Source organism: Tepidimonas charontis, assembly GCF_007556685.1.
Lineage (GTDB): Bacteria > Pseudomonadota > Gammaproteobacteria > Burkholderiales > Burkholderiaceae_C > Tepidimonas > Tepidimonas charontis.
In genome coordinates this window covers 14,103-30,161 of the sequence record NZ_VJON01000040.1, presented here as the reverse complement: position 1 = coordinate 30,161, position 16,059 = coordinate 14,103, and the positions used below count along the sequence as shown (strand labels likewise).

Sequence of the window (16,059 nt, the reverse complement as noted above, 5' to 3'; positions counted from 1 at the left end):
CCACCCTTGGGGCCTGCCTTGGGCGCATACGGCTCGATGAGCGCAACCAGCTCTTTCCAGGGCACCACACGCTCCATCTGCTCCAAAAACTCACGCTTGCGGGTGCGCTTGGTGCGCAGCTCAAAGCCCGTATACATCGGCACCTGAAGACTCATCTGCTTCATGTCGCTATTGTCCCATCCCGGCAGTCAGGTGGGGAGGTTTTGCAGACCTTCCCTAGCTCCCGTTTCAAGCGGTTACAACCACAGGTCGATCCCCGCTCACGCGGGGCAGACTCGTGCCCAAACTCGCCGCAGCGGCCCGTGTAGGGTCGATCCCCGCTCACGCGGGGCAGACCCGTGCTGCTGGCTGCCACCGCCTGCATCGCCGGGTCGATCCCCGCTCACGCGGGGCAGACGCGTTGAGCGCGGTGCTGGAGGCAATGACCGCGGGTCGATCCCCGCTCACGCGGGGCAGACATAATCGCTTTTTGCATGTCCGCCGCTCCTTAGGGTCGATCCCCGCTCACGCGGGGCAGACCGGTACGTGACGGCGGCACCACTGCTACCGAAGGGTCGATCCCCGCTCACGCGGGGCAGACGCGATGGTTGATCGTCGTCTGCAGCTCGTTGAGGGTCGATCCCCGCTCACGCGGGGCAGACCGGTACGTGACGGCGGCACCACTGCTACCGAAGGGTCGATCCCCGCTCACGCGGGGCAGACGCGATGGTTGATCGTCGTCTGCAGCTCGTTGAGGGTCGATCCCCGCTCACGCGGGGCAGACCGGTACGTGACGGCGGCACCACTGCTACCGAAGGGTCGATCCCCGCTCACGCGGGGCAGACGCGATGGTTGATCGTCGTCTGCAGCTCGTTGAGGGTCGATCCCCGCTCACGCGGGGCAGACCAGATCAGCCACGGCAGCAGCGGATCAGCTGGGGGTCGATCCCCGCTCACGCGGGGCAGACTGGCGTCGACCAGCTCCTGGACACTGTCCAGGGGGTCGATCCCCGCTCACGCGGGGCAGACGTCGGCTATTACGCCAACGCAGATTAGCATCAGGGTCGATCCCCGCTCACGCGGGGCAGACCTCGGACAAGGCCGCCTTGATGGCGTCGCGGTGGGTCGATCCCCGCTCACGCGGGGCAGACTCTGCAGTATAACCCCTTGACTGCAAAAGAGAAACCGGATTGTTAAGGAGCTCCGACCGGGGGCGGTCGGCGGGCGAGGACGAGGCCGTCGACATTCACGAAGTCGATGGGCGGGCTGCCGAGCGTGCGCACGGCTTGGCCGCCCGGGACGTCTCGTTCCTGCCAGATCATGATGAGCGACGCGTCCCGCTCGTTGGGGAACCAGTCTTTCAGCACGTCCCAAACACGGTCTCGCACGGCAGGCGAGATGCGCGGCGCGCTGTAGACGCCCGGGGCCAGCTCCAGCATGGCGGAGGCGAGGAAGCCGCGCACGCGGGAGGAGACGTTACGCGTCACCACCACGGTCATCGACATCGAACAGCTCCTTGATGCGGTCGATCATGCGGGGAATGAGTTTCTCTTGCCGGAACAGCTTGGCGGCGCGGCGTCGCACCTCGCGCTCCAGGTGGTCGGCCTCGCCCTCGCGCAGGGCGCGCACGGCACCGAATGCCAAGGGCAGGGTGAGGTCCACGCGATACAGGTCGGCGATGTCGAGCGTGAAGGCGTTGCTCGAATCCTCGTGAATGAACCCGAGCGGCGGCAGGGCGCCTACGGCGGCCACCGCCAGGTCAGCCGCCGCTTCCACAAAGGTAGCGGCGTGATTGAGTGCTTGGTTGGGCAGATCGGCGGCGTTCGGGTTCTGACGGTCGTACCGGCGTCCGTGCCACTCGATGCCGAAGCGCTGCGCGACGAGCTTGTAGCTCTCCTTGATCCGCGCGCCTTCGATGCCGCGCAGGGTTTCGATGTCGCGGTGCGGCAGCACGCGGCCGAAGCGCCAGGCATACAAGCGCCGTGCAGTGTCGAGCCGGCGCTTGGGGTCGGCCCAGCGCTCGGCGTGGGCGCGCGCCACGTCGGAGCGCCCTTGCCCCAGCGGAGGAGCGGTGTAGCTCTTGACGCCGCCTTCGCCCACGGCGGCGATCAACACGCCGTGGCGCGCGCATAGCCGCAGCACGTCCTGGGTGATGCTCGTGCCGGGGCCGAGCAGAATCATCGAGACGGCCTGATATGGGATGGCGTAGTCCCCCGCGTCGAGCGTCTCGCTGCGCGCCGCGACGAAGCGCAGCGTGCCGTCCTCGACCGAGAGCTTGCCGTACTCCAGCCACAGCAGGCCGTGGCGGTCTGCATGCGGGATGCGCGAGGCGGCCAGGCCCAGCCGCCCATGCAGGAGGCCGGGGCCGTTGCTCATCGCGGCGGCGCCACCAACACCATGCCGAAGCCGAAGGCGCGATGGCGGCCGATGCCGCGGCTGAGCCGTTCGGCGAACTGCTCGCCGTCCTGCACCACGGCATTCGCGCCAAAAAGGGCCTGCGGCCGTTCGACGACCAGCAACCGGCTGTGGCCGTTGCGCGCGCGGCGCAGCAGTCGGGTGCGTGCGGCCATGCCCAGCAACTCCACCTCTTCGAGTTGCACCGCCCCGTTCCATTGGCTGGCAAACCATTGCCGATACACCTCGCCGCGCGGCGGGGCATCGGCGCCCAGACGGTCGAGGGTGCGCAGGTAGAGATCCTTCTCCTCATCCCCATTGCGCGAGACAGGGCAGGCAAGCACCTCCAGATGCAGCCGTTGACCGGCGCGCCAGGCCGGCGGCATGGGTTTGCTGAAAACGCCCGCGGGGTCGAGTGCCGCCCAAGCCTGAGGCGAGGCGAAGGCCTGTGCCCGTTCGAGCAACTCGGCGGCGGAGTGTGCCGAGTACCCGAGCACCTCGTGGCGCCGCTCGAAGTATCGAAACGGCTTGGGGGCGGCTTCGCCAAACAGGGCAGCGAACCAGGCATGCAGCGTGTAGCCCAGCCCGTCTTCTTCCTGCGTGATGCCTTGCTCGGCGGCAAATCGAAGCAGCCGGGGCGCCACGACGGGGATGCGCACCAAGTGCAAGCCGCTCATCGCCCGACCTCCAGATAGCCCACGGCGTAACGCTCGCTGCCGCGATGGATGTTCTGCTCCCAATCGCGCAGGTCGTAGCGTTCCTCCCACTGCGCAGCCTCCCCTTCATCACGAGGCCACAGGGCCGGGATACGCGACGGACGGCGGCGGGGCGCTACATCGGCCAGGGGCTCAGCCGCGAGGGCCGCCTTGACGCCGACCGCCTCGCGCCGGCCGATGAGCAAGGGCGCGGCCGGCAAACACGGCTTGCGGCCGATGAAGAGCGGGCGCGCCGGGGCGCGCAGCGCGGTCTCCAGCGCGTCGAGCGTCGGCTCGCCGTCCCCGTCCAGCGCCATCGCGACGGTGGCAACGCCGTTGGCCCAGTGGTCGCGCCAGCGCTGGTGCGTGCCCGTGGCTGCGGTGCCGCCCTTGCGGTCCTCGCGGCGACCCCGGGTGGTCCAGCCGGTGTCGAGCATGAAGTCCTGGCCGAGGTCCACGGTCTGGTATTCCGTCAAGGGCTCGGGCTCCGCATCCCACCGCGCCGCAAAACGCAGGCGCGCTTGCAGGCCCTGCAAAAGGTCCGTGTCCCGGTGATCCCAGCCCAGCGCGTTGCCCAGCAGCCCGACCAGCATGGATTTGGCCGGGAAGCGCCAGATCGGGTTCAACTGGTCCACCACCACGGCGCCGAAGCTCATCAACGGCGCATCCAGACGAAGCAGCAGGCATTCCATGGGTCAGGCCCACAGCGCATCGAGCGCGGCCCGCACGGCATTCTCGACCGGCTGCGCCGCCAAGGGCGAGGACAGCGACAAGGTGGTGGCGAGCTGGCGCTGCGAGTTCGCGCCGTACATGGCGTCGAGCTTGCCCAGGTACGCGAGCATCCGCTCGGCGGCCTGCTGTCGCACATCGCCCTTCGCGGGGACGGCCTCGAGGAAGGCATTGGCCAGCGACCGCGGTTGCGCCGTGCCCGCTTCCAGCAGCAGGAGGTCCGCCCAGGCATAGGGCGCGGTGCTGCCCTTCTTGGCCCCCGGGCTTTGCTGGACGATGCTGCGCACCAGCGCCCCCAGCACGCGGGCCGGCGTGGCCGAATCCTGCTGACGCCACTCCTTGGCCTCGCAGCCGGTCAGGTTGGAGACGAGCAGCGGCACATCGACGGCGACATAGCCGTAGTACACGCCCGCGCCGAGTTCGGACTGATTGGCGTGCGCCGCGCCGGTCTCGTCGTCGCGGTTGAGGTCGTCGACGACGGTGAAGTAGTCCATCTCGGTATTGGACGCGTGCACGGTGAAGGCATGGGCCACATGCACCGGCGCATCCACGCGGGCCAGCAGGTCGGAGGTGACCATGCGGCCAAAGAGAGCAGCCGTCAGCCCGGCAGCGGCCTTGCTCATGGCGGCCAGGTTCTGTTTCTCGTCCTTGGACTTCAGCCGCTCCGCCAGGGCTTTGGCCGGGTCGGCCTCGCGGCTGGCGTCCACCAGCATCTGCACGAAGTAGTCGGCCTCACGCAGGCCGAACAGCACGGGCTGGTTCAGATCGCCGCCCTCCTTGACGCCACCATCGATCACGGCCTTGGCCAGCGGCTCGATCAGCGCGGAGGCCAGAGCCTCGCTCACGCCCGCCGCCACCGCGCGGGGCAGCACCGTGCGCGTGAAGAACGAACGGGTGCGTAGCCCATCCGGCAGATCGGGTAGCTGACGCGTGAGGTCTTCCCGCCAATGGCGCTTCAAGCACTGCGACGACACCCGCAGCCGAGTGGCGTTTCCGAACGGGATGCGCTTGGCCAAGCCCGCATCGTCGCGGTTGAGCAGGCTGGCAGGGTAGGCGGTGAGGGTGTGGATCTGCAGGAACATCGGTGTCACTCCTTGGTGTTGTCTCGCGGCTGATGGCGGTAGAAGGCTTGGGCAATGCGTCGGCACACGCGTTCGCGCGCTGGTGCGTCGGTGGTCAACAGGAAGGTGGCGGCGTCGAGCCAATCGAAGCTTTCGTTCTTGGCGGCGAGGAAGCGCACCATGCTCATGAACAGCTCGACGCGCAGCTCGTCCGGGGCGCCGAGCAGCCGCTCCAGGCGCGCTTCCGCAAAGCCCGACTCCGCGAGCGCACGGCCCAGTGGGCGTTCTTTGCGATGCGACGCCGCACCGAGGGTGGCCAAGCCCCAGGCCAGCGCCATCCATGTCGGAGCTTGGGCCTCGGAGGGAATAGCGTCGCCCACGTGGCGCAGCCACAGCCGATAGAACGCGAGCGGCATCGGTTGATCCGGCGACCAGCGTTTGAGCGCGGCCCGGTCACCTGTGGGGTAGTGAGGGTGACCGATCACGCCGGCCACGCGGCCGACGGTGGCGGCGAGCGACGATTCGCCCGCTTGGGGTTCGGCAGAGAGCGTCATGCGGTGAGCTCCTCGTTGGTTTCGATGTGTTGGGCGGACACGGAAGTCGGCACGGACAGGCCCTTTTTGTGCAGCACGCCGGCGAAAGCACGGTGCGCCTCGGTGATGGCGCGGTAGCGGCGGTTGGACGGGAGTGGCAGACGCGTGTGGGCCTCCTCGAGCAGCTCGCGCGCTTGCTGCACCAGCGCGTGCCGCCAACCTTGCCGGACGGCCTCGCGGTTTTCGTCCACCGCCCGCCACAGCGTGGGGAAGTAACTGGCCTCCCAGCGTTTGCCGAAGTCGGCGCGGGTGCGGTCCACCCAGCGCTTCACGGCGTCGCGGTCGAAGTCCGCGGTTTCCGGCCCGCCTTCCGCAAACACGGTCAAGGCCGTGCGCAGGGCCGCCATGACGCCGCTGGCATCGGTCAACAAGGACTGCGCGAAATGCGCAAGCGTGTCGCGGCTGGCCGCCGAAAACAGCGCCATGCGCGCTTTGGGCGGCACGGGCAGTTCGACACGATGAAAACCTTCCGTCGTGCCTTGGCCGCGGACAAGCACGCTGGCGACAAACCAACCGGGCTCATCCCCGGGGCGGGGCCTTTGCAGCGCGGTGAGCTCGAATCCTTGCTCGAAGAGCAGATCGGTGAGGCGGTCGGGCGTGAAACCCGCGGCAGGCAGGGTCAGCGCCGAGCGGCCCTTCTTCTTGTCTTCGGTGTTGAGCGGAATCCACGGATCACCGACGTCGCCGCTTTCAAGGTTCTTCGGTCCGATCTGTCGCGCCTTGCTGGTGGCGCCCAGCGCGATCACTGCGCCGTCGGGCGTGCGGTACAGGCGCACCGGCCGTGTTGCCTCGATGAACCAGGGCTCGAGGTCGTGCAGCCTGTGGTGGTGGCCCTCCCGGTTCCAACAAGTGAGCCAGGTGAGCACGGTGCCTCGCGCGCGAAAGCCGTAGGCGGCCTGGGTCGATTCGCGCAGGCTGCGCAGGGCGCTCACCTCGTCAATGAACCGACGCGAGGGGTGCAGGCTTTGCGTCCACGCGACGATGGGGCGACTGGCGAAGCCGCCATTCATACGCACGATGCCGTAGTTGCCCGCGCCCAGGAAGCCACTCGTCGTCTGATAGAGCAGCAGCGCGTAGAGCCACGCCTGCGCCTCATTCGCATCGACGCGGCTCATCTTGACGTCGTGGTTCTTGGAGGTGATGAGGACGTCGAGCTCGTCCGGCGTGCTGGCTTTGGGCTGGTAGCTCCACACACCGCGCTTCTGTTCCGCGCCGTAGTCCTTGGCCTCGGCCTCCCAACTCGACCACGGGTGTTGCAGGAACGCGGGCTTCGTGACGTCTTCCACTACCAGGCTCCAGGCCGTCTCCTGGCCGTCGGCCAAGTCCAGCAGCCCGTCGTGCCAGTAGGCAGGATCGGTGGGCAGCTCTTCGGTGGGGCGGCGCGCCTGGATGCTGGCCGCCACTTGCACGAGGAACACATGCCAGGGGTCGGCTTGGTGCGCCCGCAAGCCCGTGTAGCCGTCGACGGCGCCTTGCGCCAGCAGGGCATACAGCGTCGGCAGGCTCACATGGCGCTCGCTCTCGGGGGTACGCACGCCGATGAGTTCGTCTGTCAGCAGGTCATGCATCGTCCTTCTCCAGGCCGAAACGGGTGTAGCGGAAGGCACGGTCGCCGAGCACGAACCGGAATCCCTCCGCATTGGGCTCGGCAGTCACGGTGTCTGGCAGTGGGGCGTCGGGCAGCCAATGCGCCGGAACCTGCACGCGTTCGACGGGGATGCCGAACGCCGAGCGGCAGGGCGTCGTCAGCGGCACGTCGAAAGTCGGGGTGCCCAGGCGCGTGACCACCTTCTCGGACTTGTCGCTGTAATGCAGATCGCCGAAGGGCTCTTCCTTGAGCACGGCACCGACGGCCGCGCGCAGCTCGGCCAAGCGGGCACCTTCCAGCCAAGCGCAGTGCGGGTCCCATTCAGGCGGAAGTTCTGCCCAAGCCTCGGGGTGGGTCGTGCGCTCGATGAGGGCGCGGCTGTCCTCGGGCAGGACGATGGCGGCACGCGCGCTCAACTCCTCCAGCGTGCGCTGCAGGACACGCCCATCGTCGTAGACGCTGCCCAGGCCCGCGGGGCCCCGCAGAGTGCCGTCGCTGCGCAGGAAGCCCGCGAGTGGGGCGTGCGGCACCCGCACGCAGGCGCGCGGCGTGGCGAAGGGCTCGGGCCGCGCCTTGCGCTCGTGGCGATGCAGCCGGCCGAAGCGCTGCACCAGCACGTCCATCGGCGCGAGGTCGGTGACGAGCCAGTCGGCGTCGATATCGAGGCTCTGTTCGAGCGTCTGCGTGCCAATGAGCAGCAAGGGCCCATGCGGGGAATGCTTGCCCAGCGCGCTCGTCACGTGCGCGTCGAGACGCTCGCGGTCCTCGCGCACGAAGCGGCCATGGTGCGGGCAGCGGATGCCGTCGAGCGCGAACAATGCGGGCAGCAGCGAAGGCGCAGCCGATGCAAGATGTGCTTCCACGTACCGCAGCAAGGCATTGGCTCGGGCCACGGTGTTGCAGACGACGAGCACCCGGGCGCCGTGCCGCAGTGCCCCCACGAGTTCCGGCACCAAGGGGTCGTCATCGGTGAGCGTGGGGCTGAGCGTCACCTCGACGCGCCGGGCGGGTCGCGAGGTGGGAATGGCAAGGGGGCCGGCCTGCGTGCTGAGGGCGGGGTAAGGGCGTTGCAGCGCCTGCGCCAGCGGCAGCACAGCGCGCTGGAAGAAGGGCGCGGCAGCCGACTCGCCCAGCGTCGCAGACAGCAGCAAGGCCCAGCCTCCCCGACGCAGATGCCCGTCGAGCAGCGCACGCAGCACCTCCCGCATGTAGGTGTCGGAGGCGTGCACTTCGTCCACCACGAGCAGGTGCCGGTCCAGGCACACCGAGCGCAGCAGGCTGTGCTTGACCTGCAAGGCCGACAGCAGCGCCTGGTCGATGGTGCCCACGCCGATGGGCGCGGCCAGGAAGCGTTTGGGCCGCTCCGCGGACCATAGTTGCTCGCGTCGGGCATCGCGGATGCTGTCGTCCCACAAGGTGCCCGCGGGGTTGGGCAGCACCGGTGTGCCATCGGCCTTCACATAGCCAGGAGCGGCCAGCAGCACGGGGCTGGGGCGGGCGTGGGGCTCGAAGGCCGCGTCGATGGCCTTGCGCACACGCTCGTACAGCTCGCGCGCCGCCACGCGGGTGGGCAGCGCGAAGTAGAGGCCATCCACCACGCCCGCGGCATACAGCCGGAAGAACCACGCCAGCGCCGCCTCAGTCTTGCCGGAGCCTGTGTCCGACTCGATGAGCAGCAGGCGGTGGCTCTCCTCGACCGCCAGTTCTTGGGCCAACTGTTTTTGCAACGGCGACGGATCGAACCCGAACGTCGCGAGAAAGCTCTTGGACTGCCGCGACGGAGGCGGCGCCAAGCCGATGGCCCGCAGGGCGCGGGCGGCGGCGTCACGGGCGAGCGCTGCGCGGTCTTCGTTGGGCCAGGCGCGGTACGGAAAGAACTGCGTGTCCGAGCCGATCCAGTCGGCCAACATCACCAGGCCCGCGAAGCGATGCTGCAGGGCCGGCGTGGCAACGAGCGGCGCTCCATCGGGTTGGAAGGCTGCAGGGAAGGCTTGCCGTGCTGCCTGCGCGAGCGCGACCAATGCGCCCATCGGATCGTAGCCGTGGGCGGGTTTCCAATAGCGCACCGCGCGGGCAGCCCCCGACGCCTGGTAATCATTGCTGGACACCGGCCGGCCGTGGTGGGAGATGGCCGCGAGCAGCATCGCCATGGCCGCTTCACCGTCGCCACCGAACCAGCCGCACAGGTCGGCCAGCAGCTCGCGCCACGTCGCCGGCCACTGCTGTTCCAGCTCACTGAGCAGCGTCAGGGCCTCCAGCACGTGGCCGGCGGTGTCGCGGGCATGCGGGTCGGCCTTGGCTTGGAAGCCCCAGTTGCACTTGCCCAGGTCGTGAAGGAAGGCAATGACGGCCAACCGGTCTTTGAGTCTTTGGTCCAGCTCACCGAGCCGCGCCACGTTCTCGATGTCGAGCAGGGCGCGGAAGACCAGGGCCACATCCAAACAGTGATCGACGAGTGGGTGACGCTTGCCGTCCGGCCCACACTTGCCCCAACAACTCCGGTCCATCGATGGATGCAGTTTGGCTCCCTAACAGGCCGTTGAAAAAGTGGGCATCGAACGCATCAGGGACGCTGTTTTCGAAGAAACGAGTGGCCCAGACGCGTCTGCGCAGCGATTGCACCGGCCAATCTGGCCTGTTTGCAGGCCATCTCGCCCATTTCGGGCGCACGTATCCCCGGGCTCACGCATGATGCGCGTCCCACCAGCCGCCGATTGCCCCAAGGCGCTACCCCAGTTGTAGGTGGCAAAGCACAGCAGCGCCTGACCCGTGAGCTTGGCCTGACCGATGAGCTTGGTCTTGGCCAGACCACCCACGGTCTTGATCCAGCCAAAGGCCTCCTCAATGCGCTTGCGCACCTTCTGACTGGTCTTGTAGCCCTCGTGTCGGGTGATCCGGGCATCCACCGCCGAGTGCCTGTCCTTGGCCGCCACGTGCGGCGTGACCTTGAGCTTGCGACAGCCCTCGATGAAGGCCTTACTGTCATAGCCCTTGTCGGCCCCGACCGTAGCCCGCTTGTTCTTGTTGTCCCGACGCTTCAACATGGCCAGCGCCGCCTCGCGCTCGGCGGTGCCGCGGGCATGGGTGATCTGCGCGTCCACGATCAGACCGTTGCGGTTTTCCATGAGGATGTGGCCCATGTGGCACAGGCGGGACTTGTCGCCCTGGCTCTTCTTGAACAGGCGGGCATCGGCGTCCGTGGTGCTGGCGTGGGTGTCGTTGCAGCGCTGCTGTCCTTTGAAGTCCACCTCGGGATTGCGCCCCTCAGTCGGGGTTTGGTCGTCGTCCTGGCGCTTGAAGCTCAAGGGCTCCGCCCAGGCCTCAATCAGCGTGCCGTCCACACTGAAGTGTTCGTCGCTGCTCAAGCTTGCCCAATCGGCGGTGTGCTTGACCCGCTCGAAGAAGGCGCGGGCCAGGTCTTCGTTGAAGAGCCGCTCGCGGTTGGCGCTGAAGGGGCAGTGGCCCCAGACCTTGTCCTCGATGTTCAGGCCCACGAACCGGCGGTACAGCAGGTTGTAGTTGACCGCTTCGACCAACTGGCGCTCGCTGCGGATGGAAAACAGGATCTGCAGCAGCAGGGCATCGAGCATCTCCGGCGGCACCGAGGGGCGGCCCCGGCGGGCGTACACCGCGTCGAACTCGCGGTTCATCGTCGCCAGCAGCGCAACGACTGCGGCGCGTAGCTTGCGCAGCGGGTGTGTCGCCGATACCCGCTCTTCAAGGCTGATGTAGCTGAACATCGCTTGCCTGGGAAGTCTTGGTTGCCTCTCATCGTCCTCGTCCGCGTCGTTCGCCGATCGTTTCAGATCATACTGGCCGAGGCCAGCGTCGGCGGGGGATTTTTCAACGGCCTACTAGATCGTTGAGGCTGACCACGCCACCTTCTCTGATTTGACATCCTCCCCCGCCTAAAGTCGGGGGATTCCTACGGCGCTCACCCCGGCATCGAGCCGGAATGAGTCGCTTCGGTGGGTTCCTGGGCCGAGTGCGCAACCGTTGCTCGTATCTCCACAGGCGTTACTTCCGGCATGCCCTGCCGTAGGCTGCCTTGGTTGTCGGCAGCAACGCCATTGTAGGACGGCGCAGCCGTCCGCGCTATCCTTCCCCGGCCCGAAGGCCGAGGCTTGCCGCGCACCAGGTCAAAGTCGCTTGCTGCATGGGGGCGGGCGAGACCATGACTTTGCCGAAGCACACCAGGGCGCCGATGTGATGCAGCGGCACCTGCGGCCGCTACTTCACGCCGCCGTCGGCTGCTGGCATGGTAGATGGCTCCTTTGGGCACCGGCCTGCGAAGCATCTCTTCCAGGCACATCGCCTGGGCCGCAAGCTGTAGGTCGTCATACACTTTCTGGCGCTTGCGGCCGTGTTTGAACTCGACAGGGAACACTCCGCCATCTGGGTGAAACTCCACCCAATCGGCTTTGCCGATGAGGCCGAGCCTGTCAGACCAGAGAGGCAAAGCCCGCTCGACCCTCACCTCCACCTTCCATTCCTCGCCGGGGGTATCGACCAAGCGGTGCACGGCTTGGCCCCGGGCGGTGTGAACGTCGTCCGCGAAGGTCTGTTCCAGGTGGATCAGCCCACATTGACGCGGGCAGTAGGCCCAGTGCTGGAGAGCAGAGATGGGGATGGGGGCGTCCGGAACGTTCATGCGCTACCCAACGAAAAGGCGTTGCAGGAGTTCGTCCCGTGTCAGGCCATGATGCGCCGCCACGCTGTCGAGTATGGCTGCCAGAGTGCCGATGCGCAGCGGGTCATGGTTGGGGATGGTGAGGTGATGCTCGCCGCGGTCGTGGCTGGTGAGGCGGACATGGCTGCCCGTCTGGCGCGTGACCTCATAGCCGAACCGACTCAGGCGCTTGATCAGGTCTGCACCGGAAAGGTCACGTGGCAATCTCATGCCGCCAGGACTTCCTCGCGAGTGATGTGCAAACGAATGAGGCTAGGCCGCCGATCCTCATCGAAATGGCAGCGCACGGCGTCCCGAACCTGGGCGTGCAAATGGCTGAGGTCGTCGGCCTCAGTGAAGATGTCTGCACCCACGGCGCGGGCGATGTATCCGCCTTCCGGGGCCTCTTCGACAATGAAGTGGATTTCGGTCATGGTCGAGCATCCTTCAACAAAGGCGGTGCAGGGTCACGCTGGAGGGCATGTGCTCCTCGACAACGACGACGTCGTAGTCTTGAAAGCTGCGCGCGACCTCGACACCCGGTTCTGAGCGCCCATTTCAGCGGCTAGGGCCGCAACGCAGCGCAAATGTTGATCCAGCGCATGCGGCGCGCGCCAGTTGCCTTGCGCGTCGCGTGCGACGTGGGCGATAGGGGACAGGCTGGCATTCGTTACCATGGGCGTACATGGAAAGTTACCATCGGTTGCGGGGCTTGCTATGCGCGCTGAGCATCATATTGGGGACGCAGCCGGTGTGAAAGGAGATGGAATCTGGGTGCACACCAGTGGTGGCTGCACCGTCAACGCGCAAAACGCCGCCGCGTCAGTGCCAGGGCCACCCAAAACGCGCCTGCAGCGTAGGCGGCCAGGATCGCCAGGTGCAGCGCGGCGTTGGCGGGCCAGCGGTCCAGAAACAAAGGGCGCACCAGTTGCACGGCGTGCGTCAGGGGCAGGATGTCGGAGACCGCTTGCACCCAAGTCGGCAGCTGTTCGCGCGGAAAGAAGACGCCGGAGAGAAACATCATCGGCGTCAGAAACAGCGTGAAGTAATAGGTGAAAAAGTCGTAGCCCTTGGCCAGCGCGTTGAAGATCAGCGCCAGGCTGGCGAAGGTGATGCCGGTCAGCCCCAGCACGGCCCACGCCAGCGCGAGCTTGGGGCTGTGGCTGATGCCGAGAGCCAGCATCACGCCCAGAATCGCCGCGGCGGTGAACAGCGCCTTGAAGGCGGCCCACAGCATCTCGGCCAGCACGATGTCGTCCAGTGTCACCGGCGCATTGAGGATGCCGTCCCAGGTTTTTTGGACGTGCATGCGGGAAAAGGCCGAGTACAGCGCTTCGAAGGTGGCGGCGTTCATCGCGCTCATGCAAATGCTGCCGCTGGCCAGGAAGACCAAGTAGGGCACGGCTTCGGTGCCGCCCTGCGGCAGCGCCACGGTGACGGTGCCGACCAGCGCCCCCATGCCGTAGCCGAAGGCGACCAGCCAGATGAGCGGCTCGGCGATGTTGCCCACCAGGCTGGGGACGGCGAGCTTGCGCCACACCAGCAGGTTGCGCAGCCACACCGCGGCGAAACGCAGGCTCAGGCGCGGTGCGCCCCACCAGGCTGGGTGTCGGGATGCGCTCACGGCCGCCACTGCACCATCAGGCTGTGCATGTCCACACCATCGTTGGGGGAGCGCAGGCCAGCGTTGGAATAATGCGCGTAACGCCAGCCGATGCGCCACTGGCGGCCTAGCTGCAGGTCGGCGCCCAGCTGTTCGGTGAAATGCACGTGCGAACCAAGGCGGCGCGCGCCCACCTGGGTGTGGTCGAAGGCGGCCAGACCGAGAGCCGCTTCGACGTAGGGACGCAGGGTTGCCGACTGGCGAGGCTGCCACGATACGTGCCATGCGGTGGCGACGTGGCCGACGGAGCGGGAGATGCCGCTGTGCCAGCGGCCCAGCTCGAATTGCCAATGGTGGTCGAGGTCGCTGATCCCCACGCGCAGTGGGGGGTCGATGGGGAGGCGCACGAGTGCGGCGTCGTGTGTCTCGCCCGATTGCTTGCCCCGAACCAGCGCGACGGTGGGCGAAGGTCGATCCCCGTCACTGGCGATGGCGGTTGTGCCGGTACCGGGGTCGGGCGCGGCGACGACGCCGCTGGCCATGGTGAGCGCAAGCACACACCCCAAACAGGCGACGGCAGCGGTGCGATGCGGGAGCATGGTGGGATTGTCCTCGGATTAACGATGCAGTGGACCAGCAGTTTAGCCGTCGTCGCGGATCTGGCGCCCGGTGAGCTTGAGGAATAGGTCTTCCAGGTTCGCGGGGCGGTGCAGCATGCGCAGGCGCGGGCGCTGACCCAGCTGCGCCAGCAGCGGTCGCGCGTCGTGCGTGTAGAAAAACACTGTCTCGCCGCGGGTTTCCACGCGTTCGGCCAAGGCGTGTGTCGAGGGTCCCAGCAGGTCATGCAGCGCGGCGCCCGTGCCCTGTTCGCCGTACACCTCCACCACTTCCGGCTCCAGGTGCTGAGCGATCAGCGCACGCGGTGCGCCTTCGGCGATTTTGCGTCCCTGGTCGATGATGACCAGCCGATGGCACAGCCGCTCGGCCTCGTCCATGAAGTGCGTGGTCAGCAAAATGCTCTTGCCCCGTTGCAGCAGCTGTTGCAGGCGCTCCCACATCAGATGGCGGGCCTGGGGGTCGAGCCCGGTGGTGGGCTCGTCGAGCAGCAGCAGGTCGGGGTCGTTGACCAAGGCGCGCGCCAGGCTCAGGCGCCGCCGCATGCCACCAGACAACTCGCCCGGCCGGGCGTTGGCTTTGTGGGCCAGGGCTGCAAATTCCAGCAGCTGGCCGATACGCGGTCGCAGCACTGCGGCGCGCAGGCCAAAGTAACGCCCATAGACAAGTAGGTTTTCGGCGCAGGTGAAGTCGGGGTCGAGCGTGTCGAACTGCGCCACCACCCCCAGGCGAGCCTTGATCCAGGCGGCATCCGCCGGCATATCGCGGCCCAGGATGCGGATGTGGCCCGCATCGGCTGTGGTCAAGCCCAGGGCCATGCGCAGCGTGGTGGTTTTGCCCGCCCCGTTGGGGCCGAGCAACCCCAAACATTCGCCCGATGCAATCGTAAACGACAGGTCGTCGACTACAGGACGGCCGCCATAACGCTTGGTCAGGCCCACGATATCGAGCAGGGGCGGGTGCATGGCGATATTGTGCCAGTCGCACGTTCGCCGGACTGTTGGTCACGAACGCTCTTTGGCGGTGCCGTGGATATTCTGCACGCCTGAGATCCGTCCGGGCCAGCAGGGATACAGTCTACAGAAGGCTCATTTCGCCCCACTCTCGCCTGCGCAGCGCCGAGGCGCGGAGACGGCAGCGGCGCGAAGAATGAGATGGAATCAAAATTATGGCTCGCAACCGCGAAAGATGGGTCGGCGGGCGACGAAGTTCCGCAGCAGGCATCTGTGTTACTGGTGTGAACACTCGCCCGCTGCGGATCGTTTGGTCGGTTTGTTGTCGAATGACGATCAATTGACTTTTATCAGAACACCAGCGTCACCAATCGTGCCGTCATCTAGCTTTTCACCGTAAAACGCTTGCGTGTTGGAGCTCGGTACGACGACCCCGCTCGAGGATTTGCCCGACAAAATACCGCATGTGTTGCCGTAAGTGAGCGTAAATCGGTAGAAGTTCTTTCCCTCGTCGCTGGTGCGTGCCTGTCCAGCGAAGGTGCACGCACCGTTGGAGCCTTGGATGGCACCGGTGGTCGACAAGACAAAAAAGGCCCCCCCATCGCTGCGATACGTGCCGGCCATTTGGGACAAGCTTGGAGCTTGGTCGTACCAAGCATTCTTGGCAAGGGTGGCCGTTATTGCACCAAAATTTTGCGCGCTCAATGTGACGGATAGGTTCGTCGAGGTATAAGAGCCCGCCACACTGCCGGCGACCCGCGTCAGCCCTTCGTACATGGTCCCCGAGCCGGAGATACTACCGCCGGCGGCATTGACTTGTCCTTGGAACAAGACCCAACCGTTATCATACTCAATGCCCCAAAACTCACCAGTCGATGTCACCAGTACCCCACCGTATTGGTTGGTCCAAAGGCCTTCGACAGCCGATCGGGTCGGCGCTGGTGTGCTTGAGGGGCTATCGCTGCCTCCATCTCCGCCACCGCAAGCGGCAAGTACGACTGTCGTCGCGGCGACCAAGGTGTACCGTGTCATCGTTGTTTTCACGTCAATTCCTCCTTTGGGCGGGTTGAAAAGACCTGCCGTCTGTGCTCCAGATGAGCACAACGGCTCTTGTCACGGGAAGGGCGAGCCGAAGCGTACGTGTTGAATTGTACGACTGTAAAGTCCGTTTTGGAATAGTC

At 66.6% G+C, this 16,059-nt stretch carries 15 protein-coding genes, 2 pseudogenes and 1 CRISPR repeat array; all 17 genes and pseudogenes read right to left on the bottom strand.

The annotated features are described in order from the left end of the window. Positions 1-164, bottom strand: a pseudogene (locus Tchar_RS10870) (IS5/IS1182 family transposase); the annotation flags it as partial. A gap of 81 nt (positions 165-245) precedes the next feature. Beyond that, a CRISPR array of direct repeats spans positions 246-1,129; the repeat unit is 30 nt; unit sequence AGGGTCGATCCCCGCTCACGCGGGGCAGAC. Positions 1,130-1,171: 42 nt separating this feature from the next. Then, complete coding sequence (gene cas2e, locus Tchar_RS10865) at positions 1,172-1,483, bottom strand: type I-E CRISPR-associated endoribonuclease Cas2e (protein ID WP_143968862.1); 312 nt, start codon at positions 1,481-1,483, stop codon at positions 1,172-1,174. After that, complete coding sequence (cas1e, locus tag Tchar_RS10860) at positions 1,455-2,354, bottom strand: type I-E CRISPR-associated endonuclease Cas1e (RefSeq protein ID WP_144329036.1); 900 nt, start codon at positions 2,352-2,354, stop codon at positions 1,455-1,457. The genes cas2e and cas1e overlap by 29 nt, the downstream gene beginning before the upstream one ends. Further along, complete coding sequence (locus Tchar_RS10855) at positions 2,351-3,049, bottom strand: type I-E CRISPR-associated protein Cas6/Cse3/CasE (RefSeq protein WP_144329035.1); 699 nt, start codon at positions 3,047-3,049, stop codon at positions 2,351-2,353. The genes cas1e and Tchar_RS10855 overlap by 4 nt, the downstream gene beginning before the upstream one ends. Further along, the gene (gene cas5e, locus Tchar_RS10850) at positions 3,046-3,759 is read right to left on the bottom strand and encodes a type I-E CRISPR-associated protein Cas5/CasD (RefSeq protein ID WP_144329034.1); all 714 of its coding nucleotides are present in this window, start codon (positions 3,757-3,759) and stop codon (positions 3,046-3,048) included. The genes Tchar_RS10855 and cas5e overlap by 4 nt, the downstream gene beginning before the upstream one ends. 3 nt (positions 3,760-3,762) lie before the next feature. Next, complete coding sequence (gene cas7e, locus Tchar_RS10845; protein WP_144329033.1) at positions 3,763-4,878, bottom strand: type I-E CRISPR-associated protein Cas7/Cse4/CasC; 1,116 nt, start codon at positions 4,876-4,878, stop codon at positions 3,763-3,765. A 5-nt stretch (positions 4,879-4,883) separates the two neighbouring features. Next, entirely contained in the window at positions 4,884-5,411 is a 528-nt protein-coding gene (casB, locus tag Tchar_RS10840) for a type I-E CRISPR-associated protein Cse2/CasB (RefSeq protein WP_144329032.1), read from the bottom strand. Further along, complete coding sequence (casA, locus tag Tchar_RS10835) at positions 5,408-7,018, bottom strand: type I-E CRISPR-associated protein Cse1/CasA (protein ID WP_144329031.1); 1,611 nt, start codon at positions 7,016-7,018, stop codon at positions 5,408-5,410. The genes casB and casA overlap by 4 nt, the downstream gene beginning before the upstream one ends. Next, the gene (gene cas3, locus Tchar_RS10830) at positions 7,011-9,545 is read right to left on the bottom strand and encodes a CRISPR-associated helicase Cas3' (RefSeq protein WP_144329030.1); all 2,535 of its coding nucleotides are present in this window, start codon (positions 9,543-9,545) and stop codon (positions 7,011-7,013) included. The genes casA and cas3 overlap by 8 nt, the downstream gene beginning before the upstream one ends. A gap of 175 nt (positions 9,546-9,720) precedes the next feature. Continuing rightward, positions 9,721-10,810 (bottom strand): annotated as a pseudogene (locus Tchar_RS10820) (IS5 family transposase). 162 nt (positions 10,811-10,972) lie between these two features. Continuing rightward, positions 10,973-11,689, bottom strand: coding sequence for a CRISPR-associated protein Cas4 (gene cas4, locus Tchar_RS13840; RefSeq protein WP_201739357.1), 717 nt, complete (start codon positions 11,687-11,689; stop codon positions 10,973-10,975). 3 nt (positions 11,690-11,692) lie between these two features. After that, the gene (locus Tchar_RS10810; protein ID WP_144329029.1) at positions 11,693-11,938 is read right to left on the bottom strand and encodes a type II toxin-antitoxin system HicA family toxin; all 246 of its coding nucleotides are present in this window, start codon (positions 11,936-11,938) and stop codon (positions 11,693-11,695) included. Beyond that, entirely contained in the window at positions 11,935-12,141 is a 207-nt protein-coding gene (locus Tchar_RS10805) for a 2-oxoisovalerate dehydrogenase (protein WP_143968853.1), read from the bottom strand. The genes Tchar_RS10810 and Tchar_RS10805 overlap by 4 nt, the downstream gene beginning before the upstream one ends. 365 nt (positions 12,142-12,506) lie before the next feature. Next, a complete protein-coding gene (locus Tchar_RS10800) occupies positions 12,507-13,331 on the bottom strand; it encodes an ABC transporter permease (protein ID WP_236640436.1) in 825 nt (274 codons plus the stop codon). Beyond that, positions 13,328-13,909, bottom strand: coding sequence for an acyloxyacyl hydrolase (locus tag Tchar_RS14080; RefSeq protein ID WP_236640435.1), 582 nt, complete (start codon positions 13,907-13,909; stop codon positions 13,328-13,330). The genes Tchar_RS10800 and Tchar_RS14080 overlap by 4 nt, the downstream gene beginning before the upstream one ends. 42 nt (positions 13,910-13,951) lie before the next feature. Beyond that, positions 13,952-14,890, bottom strand: coding sequence for an ATP-binding cassette domain-containing protein (locus Tchar_RS10795; protein WP_144329027.1), 939 nt, complete (start codon positions 14,888-14,890; stop codon positions 13,952-13,954). A 324-nt stretch (positions 14,891-15,214) separates the two neighbouring features. Continuing rightward, entirely contained in the window at positions 15,215-15,922 is a 708-nt protein-coding gene (locus tag Tchar_RS10790) for a hypothetical protein (protein ID WP_144329026.1), read from the bottom strand. Between the last annotated feature and the right edge of the window lie 137 nt (positions 15,923-16,059).

Bases quoted from the DNA above. Each gene is read 5' to 3' on its own strand.
- cas2e (WP_143968862.1), bottom strand. From the start codon at position 1,483: ATGTCGATGACCGTGGTGGTGACGCGTAACGTCTCCTCCCGCGTGCGC.
- cas1e (WP_144329036.1), bottom strand. From the start codon at position 2,354: ATGAGCAACGGCCCCGGCCTCCTGCATGGGCGGCTGGGCCTGGCCGCC.
- Tchar_RS10855 (WP_144329035.1), bottom strand. From the start codon at position 3,049: ATGAGCGGCTTGCACTTGGTGCGCATCCCCGTCGTGGCGCCCCGGCTG.
- cas5e (WP_144329034.1), bottom strand. From the start codon at position 3,759: ATGGAATGCCTGCTGCTTCGTCTGGATGCGCCGTTGATGAGCTTCGGC.
- cas7e (WP_144329033.1), bottom strand. From the start codon at position 4,878: ATGTTCCTGCAGATCCACACCCTCACCGCCTACCCTGCCAGCCTGCTC.
- casB (WP_144329032.1), bottom strand. From the start codon at position 5,411: ATGACGCTCTCTGCCGAACCCCAAGCGGGCGAATCGTCGCTCGCCGCC.
- casA (WP_144329031.1), bottom strand. From the start codon at position 7,018: ATGCATGACCTGCTGACAGACGAACTCATCGGCGTGCGTACCCCCGAG.
- cas3 (WP_144329030.1), bottom strand. From the start codon at position 9,545: ATGGACCGGAGTTGTTGGGGCAAGTGTGGGCCGGACGGCAAGCGTCAC.
- cas4 (WP_201739357.1), bottom strand. From the start codon at position 11,689: ATGAACGTTCCGGACGCCCCCATCCCCATCTCTGCTCTCCAGCACTGG.
- Tchar_RS10810 (WP_144329029.1), bottom strand. From the start codon at position 11,938: ATGAGATTGCCACGTGACCTTTCCGGTGCAGACCTGATCAAGCGCCTG.
- Tchar_RS10805 (WP_143968853.1), bottom strand. From the start codon at position 12,141: ATGACCGAAATCCACTTCATTGTCGAAGAGGCCCCGGAAGGCGGATAC.
- Tchar_RS14080 (WP_236640435.1), bottom strand. From the start codon at position 13,909: ATGCTCCCGCATCGCACCGCTGCCGTCGCCTGTTTGGGGTGTGTGCTT.
- Tchar_RS10795 (WP_144329027.1), bottom strand. From the start codon at position 14,890: ATGCACCCGCCCCTGCTCGATATCGTGGGCCTGACCAAGCGTTATGGC.